This window comes from Shigella sp. FC1661, from assembly GCF_001712525.1.
GTDB classification, from domain to species: domain Bacteria; phylum Pseudomonadota; class Gammaproteobacteria; order Enterobacterales; family Enterobacteriaceae; genus Escherichia; species Escherichia coli.
The window spans coordinates 1-5195 of sequence record NZ_MDGW01000163.1 but is presented as its reverse complement, the minus strand read 5'-3'; the positions used below and the strand labels follow the sequence as shown (position 1 = coordinate 5195).

Genomic DNA, 5195 nt, shown 5'->3' with positions numbered 1-5195 from the left:
GACATCACCCCCCCGGATCATGGACGACTGGGGGCAGTAATCATGCCGGGTCTGGCTGGCTAACACCCCATTATAAGGGGTACGAATAAAGTAACGGGGGCGCAAACGACTATGCCGCATTCCCTTTCGCCATGGGAGCCAGTGCCGCAGGCAACTCTTTACCCAGCCCTTGCACCAGCGAATCTTGCGTAATTTCACTGATCGATTTCGCGCCAGTCAGCGTCATCGCCACTTTCATCTCTTTTTCGATCAGATTTAGCAGGTTAGCTACACCCGCCTGGCCCGCTGTTGCCAGCGCATACAGGAAAGCACGACCCAGCAGTACGGTGTCGGCACCGAGCGCAATCATACGCACGACATCAAGCCCGTTACGAATTCCGCTATCCGCCAGAATGGCGATATCACCTTTCACCGCATCTGCAATAGCGGGCAACGCACGAGCGGAAGAGAGTACACCGTCCAGCTGGCGGCCACCGTGGTTAGAAACCACAATTCCATCAGCACCAAAACGTACTGCATCGCGCGCATCTTCCGGATCGAGGATCCCTTTGATCACCATCGGGCCATCCCAGAAATCGCGGATCCACTCAAGGTCTTTCCATGAGATGGACGGATCGAAGTTATTCCCCAGCCAGCCGATGTAATCTTCCAGTCCGGTTGGTTTGCCGAGATAAGCTGAGATATTACCTAAATCATGTGGACGACCGTTCAGGCCCACATCCCACGCCCATTGCGGATGCGTCACCGCCTGCAAGTAGCGGCGCATTGCCGCATTTGGGCCGCTCATACCTGAATGCGCATCACGGTAGCGTGCGCCCGGTGTCGGCATATCCACGGTGAAAACCAGCGTCGAACAACCCGCTGCTTTTGCTCGCTCCAGCGCGTTACGCATAAAGCCGCGATCGCGCAGTACATAAAGCTGGAACCACATTGGGCGCTTGATGGCTGGCGCGACTTCTTCAATCGGGCAAACGGAAACCGTCGAGAGAGTAAACGGAATGCCATGCGCGTCCGCCGCTTTGGCTGCCTGAACTTCGCCACGACGCGCATACATGCCACACAAACCCACCGGTGCCAGTGCTACCGGCATCGACAATTTCTCATTAAACAGCGTCGTTTCCAGGCTTAAGTCGGACATGTTTTTCAGAATACGCTGGCGCAGTGCCACTTCTGACAAATCTTCCACGTTGCGGCGCAGCGTGTATTCAGAATATGCACCACCATCCATATAGTGGAACAGGAACGGCGGCAGAATGCGTTGCGCTGCGGCGCGATAATCGCTGGCTGCGGAAATAATCATGCGTTTTTCTCCCTCGAATGCTCATTATGCTCACCGGGCAGGCGGGTAATCCGTGCGTGGCGAGCCTGATCTTCATCGAATCGTTTCATGGTGGTGTGAACAAAACTAAGGTGCGCCATCATTGCTTTACGCGCCCCGTCGGCATCACCAGCAAAAATGGCGTCAATGACAGCCTGATGTTGTTCGGTCAGTTGTGAAAAAACCGGTGGCACCAGATACATCCGCTGACGGCTATGCTTCACTGAGGATTGCAGGACATCGAAGAAACCGCGCATGGTTTGCAGCAGCACGATGTTATGTGAGGCTTCGGCAATCGCCAGATGAAAACGAACGTCCGCTTGTGAGGCGATATCCGGGTCTTCACTTAGCGTTGCTTCAAAGCAAAGCTGAATCTTTTCTTTGTCGCCAGGTGTGGCGCGCATTGCCGCATGCCATGCGGTGCTGGCTTCAATGGCGTAGCGGGCTTCCAGAATATCGAAACTGTAATCCGGATCATCGGCCATCAGCGTTTTTAGCGGCTGGACGATGTTTTGCTCCGGCCATGTGTCATGACGCCAGCGAATAAACGTCCCGCCGCCGCGTCGACTGAGCAGCACGCCTTCGCTCACTAGTTTTGCCAGCGCCTCGCGTAGTGAATTACGTGATACGCCGAGTTGCATCGCCAGTTGGCGCTCAGCGGGCAACTTCATGCCCGCTTCCAGGTTTTTTTCATCAATCAGCGCCCGCACACGATCGGCAACCTCGTCTGACAGGCGTCTGGGTAAAACAATCATTAAGGAATCATCCACGTTAAGACATAAGCCTGAAGCGTGGTGATCACGCCCACCATACAGGTGAAGATCAGGCTGTGTTTGACAGTAAAGCGGAACAAATCAGACTCTTTGCCCACCAGGCCTACCGCCGCACAGGCGATAGCGATAGATTGCGGGGAGATCATCTTACCGGTGACGCCACCGGTGGTATTGGCGGCAACCAGCAACAGATCAGAGACGCCAATTTGTTGTGCTGCGGTGGCTTGCAGCGCGGCGAACAGGGCGTTAGATGAGGTATCCGACCCGGTCAGGAATACCCCCAGCCAGCCGAGGAACGGCGAGAAGAAGGTGAATGCATGACCGGTGTGCGCCAGTGCCAGTGCCAGTGTTGATGACAGTCCGGAATAGTTCGAGATAAAGGCGAACGCCAGCACCATGCCGATGGAGTAGATGGGTAGAGCCAGTTCTTTCAGCGTGCTGCCGAAGGTGCTGATAGCGTCAGACGGTTTCATCTTCAGCCAGACAATCGAGAGCAGTGCAGCAAACAGAATGGCGGTGCCGGTGGCAGAGAACCAGTCAAACTTAAACACGGCGGCATAGGCTGTAGCCTCGCTGACCACTGGTGGCATACGGGCAACCAGTTTATCGAGGTACGGCACCGGAATGTTGATCACCCACTCATACAGCGCACCACCCGATGCGAACAGGGCTTTAAACGGCGGGATGCTCCACAGTGTTACGGTAGCGGTCAGGAACAGGAACGGTGTCCAGGCACGTAACACCTGACCCGCGGTGTAACCGGTGTGGGCCAGCGTCATATCAACCTGTGACGCCCCCAAGTCACCGAAGCGGAATACGCGAACTGGTTGCCAGCGTTTGAGGAACAGCGTCAGGCAGAGCAGTGATACCAGCGAAGAGATAATGTCCGGCAGCTCCGGCCCAATGAAGTTGGAGCTAAGGTACTGAGCGATGGCAAACGAGCCGCCCGCAACCACGACCGCAGGCCACGTCTCTTTGATACCGCGCCAGCCGTCCATAATCGCCATGATCCAGAACAGCACGATAATGGTCATAAACGGTAGCTGACGCCCCACCATCTGGCCAATCTCAAAACTGTCGATGCCTGTTACTTGTCCGGCAACTAGGATTGGAATGCCCATCGCGCCAAATGCCACTGGCGCGGTGTTAACAATCAGGCACAGTCCGGCGGCGTACAGCGGTTTAAAACCCAGGCCGACCAGCAATGCGGCGGTAATTGCTACCGGTGCGCCAAAGCCTGCGGCTCCTTCAAGGAAAGCGCCGAAACAGAAACCGACGATCAGCATTTGCAGACGCTGGTCAGGGGTTATCGAAAGAATAGACGAGCGAATGATGTCAAACTGCCCGGTTTTCACCGAGATCTTATAGACGAACACTGCTGCAATAATGATCCACGCGATGGGCCACAAACCATAGAAGAAGCCATAAACCACCGAGGCCAGCGCGTTAGCGACCGGCATTTTATAGAACAGCAAAGCCACGGCAAGGGCGATTGCTACCGTCCATGAGGCGGCGACGTATCCTTTCAGTTTGAGCTTAATCAGCGCAAAGAAGAAAAACAGGATGGGAAGCGATGCTATCAGACTGGAAAGCCAGATATTCCCGGCGGGATCGTAGTTTTGTTGCCAGAGATTCATTGCAGGTCTCCTGGAGTCCACGCACATCGTGTAATGAGTCTGTTGCTCATCTCCTTGTCACACGTTGTGTAAAAGTGGCACTGCCAATTGTGTTGTGTAGGGATAATGACAATGAATGGTTAACTAAATGTTGTGTATTGGCAATATTGATGTGAGTTTTAATTGGGGAATTGTGAACCAGAGGTCAGATAAGCGAAGAATTGGTAGGGCCAATTCTTGTGGGGGGAGATGTCTGGTAAAGAAAAGGGCAATCCTCATCAGAGAATTGCCCTTAGATTGTTGACCCGGAGCGCCTTATCTTGCCTGATGCGCGTAACGCATCAGGCAATTTGGCGTTTGCCCTTAGTCACACTAACTTAATGGATCATTACCACTGAATACCGGCACCGAGTGCGGCGGAGTATTCACCCTGGCTATTGGTACTACCTTGTAATTTGTAGACCCAACGACCATTGGCGCTCACCATCGATACACCTAAAGCAACTGCCGATTCACCGTTGTAAGTACCGCCACCAATAGAAGCCATGCTGGCACCCGGTGTATAAGCCTGCGGCAGACCGGTCATTGCCATTGCAGAAGCGATACCACCGCTCAACTTGCTTTCAGTTTTAGACAGTTTGTTATCCATCTCAACCATCCGCTGATCGGTGTATTGCTTCGTTTCCTGCACGCTTTGCTTCAACTGCGCGTAGTTCACCGCGTCGTTGTTGTTGACGCCAGCGGAGACGTTGCTGATACGAGTCGTACTGCCGTTGCCACCACCGAGGGTGATATTGCTATAGTCGATAGAACCATCAGCTTTGGTGTCGTAGCGCACGCCGCCTGCTTCAGAAGATTTCAGCTGCGACACGTTAACCGCATCGGTGGCATTAACACCGGCAGCTACGTTGGTGATACGGCGTTGGTTAGTAGAAGAACCTACAGAGATTGTATTTTCTTCCTCTGCAACGGAACCGGTACCCAGTGCGACGCTGTTGTCAGCGGCAGCAATGGAACCAGAACCAATAGCAACGCTATCTTTACCCTGGGCGTTGGCATCTACGCCATCGGTGTTGGTCTTGAAGTACTTGGTGCTACCGGTGGTGACAATGTCGCCAATACCGTTTTCGATATTAGTAACGCGAGTATCCAGATTAGTGACCTGATTGTTCAGGTTAGTAATGCTCTGGGTGGATTTGCCCCTATATTTCCAGACATCTGTTATCACTTAACCCATTACAAGCCCGCTGCCGCAGATATTCCCGTGGCGAGCGATAACCCAGCGCACTATGCGGATGCCATTCGTTATAATGCTCGAACGCCTCTGCAAGGTTCTTTGCTGCCGTTAACCCGTCTGGTTTGGGCATGATACTGATGTAGTCACGCTTTATCGTTTTCACGAAGCTCTCTGCTATTCCGTTACTCTCCGGACTCCGCACCGCCGTGTTCTTCGGTTCAAGTCCCAACATCCGGGCGAACTGGCGTGTT

4 protein-coding genes and 1 pseudogene are annotated in these 5195 nt (G+C 53.7%); all 5 read right to left on the bottom strand.

The window, feature by feature from the left end; genetic code table 11:
* Positions 1–109 precede the first annotated feature (109 nt).
* Positions 110–1300 (bottom strand): quinone-dependent L-lactate dehydrogenase, encoded by a 1191-nt coding sequence (gene lldD, locus BFF42_RS10830; protein ID WP_000586962.1) that lies wholly within the window; start codon positions 1298–1300, stop codon positions 110–112.
* On the bottom strand, positions 1297–2073 hold the full coding sequence (gene lldR, locus BFF42_RS10825) for a transcriptional regulator LldR (protein ID WP_012421687.1): 777 nt from the start codon (positions 2071–2073) through the stop codon (positions 1297–1299). The genes lldD and lldR overlap by 4 nt, the downstream gene beginning before the upstream one ends.
* Positions 2073–3728 carry an L-lactate permease gene (gene lldP, locus BFF42_RS10820; RefSeq protein ID WP_001297977.1) on the bottom strand — a complete coding sequence of 552 codons (1656 nt, stop codon included), beginning with the start codon at positions 3726–3728 and terminating at the stop codon, positions 2073–2075. Before lldP ends, lldR begins: the two co-directional genes overlap by 1 nt.
* A gap of 367 nt (positions 3729–4095) precedes the next feature.
* A pseudogene (locus BFF42_RS10815) lies at positions 4096–4905 on the bottom strand (YadA family autotransporter adhesin); the annotation flags it as partial.
* A 4-nt stretch (positions 4906–4909) separates the two neighbouring features.
* Positions 4910–5195 (bottom strand): integrase core domain-containing protein (locus BFF42_RS10810; protein ID WP_000318964.1); only part of this gene is annotated, 286 nt, incomplete at its 5' end.